This is a genomic window from Yersinia similis (assembly GCF_001053095.1).
Classification (GTDB): domain Bacteria; phylum Pseudomonadota; class Gammaproteobacteria; order Enterobacterales; family Enterobacteriaceae; genus Yersinia; species Yersinia similis.
On record NZ_CGBP01000083.1, the window covers coordinates 1 to 1,422 of the forward strand.

Below are 1,422 nucleotides of genomic sequence, written 5' to 3' on the forward strand. Positions count from 1 at the left end.
ACCGGTGGCGACTGGCTTCTCAGCACGGTGCAACGTAGCGACCAGATCAGTGCGCAGTATGGCGGTGGCAGTGCGACCAGTGGCTCTCTCCGCCATCTGGGCAGCGAGGTGAAGGTCGGTGGTGCGCTAAGCGCCAACGTAGACAATCTGACCGCCGTGGGGGCGCGGGTGAATGCCGGTACCATCGATGTGCAGGCGCAGAATATCACTCTCAGCGCGGCCACTGACAGCCTGTCTGTTACCGGTGGATCCTCGAGCCAGCGCCATACCAGCTCGGTCAATCTCTATGATGAAACGCTCCTCGGCAGCCAGTTGAACGCCACGGGCGATATCAATCTGCAGACAGCAAACGATATCACCCTCAGTGCCAGCGCGGTGCAAACGGATGGCGCGTTGAAACTGGCGGCGGGTGGCGATGTCACCTTAACCACCCAGACCGAACAGCATGACGAGCAGCGCAATCATACCGGGACTAAAAAAGGGCTGGTCTCCAGCACCACCACCCGCAGCGAAGAGGGCCGGAGCCAGACGCTGGCAGTGGGCTCGATGCTCTCGGCGGGTTCCATTGATGTCAGTAGCCAAAATATCGCGGTCGCCGGCAGCAGCGTGGTGGCCGATAAGGATATTCGCCTGCGTGCGCAGGAAAACCTGACCGTGAGCACCGCGCAGCAGAGCGAGAGCAGAACTCAGCTATTCGAGCAGAAAAAATCCGGCCTGATGAGCACCGGCGGTATCGGTGTCTTTATCGGTGCTTCCCGGCAGAAAACCACCGACCAGACCCAAACGGTGAGCCATATTGGCAGCACGGTGGGCAGCCTGACGGGCAATGTGCGCCTCGAGGCGGGCAATCAGTTAACCCTCCATGGCAGCGAGGTGGTGGCGGGTAAAGACCTCGCCCTGACAGGGGCGGATGTCGCGATCAGCGCCGCAGAAAATAGCCGTTCTCAACAGTATACTGCCGAGAGCAAACAGCGTGGCCTGACGGTGGCGCTGTCCGGACCGGTCGGCAGTGCCGTCAATACGGCGGTCACCACCGCCAAAGCGGCCCGCGACGAAAACACTGGCCGGCTGGCGGGATTACAAGGGGTTAAAGCGGCGCTGTCGGGGGGGCAGGCGGTGCAGGCCGGGCAACTGGTGCAGGCCCAGGGAGGCGGTGTCACTGAAATGGTGGGCGTCAGTGCGTCGTTAGGCTCACAAAAATCGTCCTCGCAGCAACAGCAGCAACAGACCCAGGTGAGCGGTTCGGCCCTGACGGCGGGTAATAACCTGAGCATCAAGGCCACTGGTGGAGGGAATGCGGCAAACAGCGGCGATATTCTGATCGCCGGCAGCCAGCTTAAAGCCGGGGGCGATACCCGGCTTGATGCGGCGCGAGACGTGCGGTTATCCGGCGCGGCCAATAGGCAAAAAACCGACGGTAGC

General features: G+C 61.8%; 1 protein-coding gene. It reads left to right on the forward strand.

Annotated elements, in window-relative coordinates:
* Window positions 1–1,422 (forward strand): hemagglutinin repeat-containing protein (locus AC971_RS24545; RefSeq protein WP_197090746.1); only part of this gene is annotated, 1,422 nt, incomplete at both ends.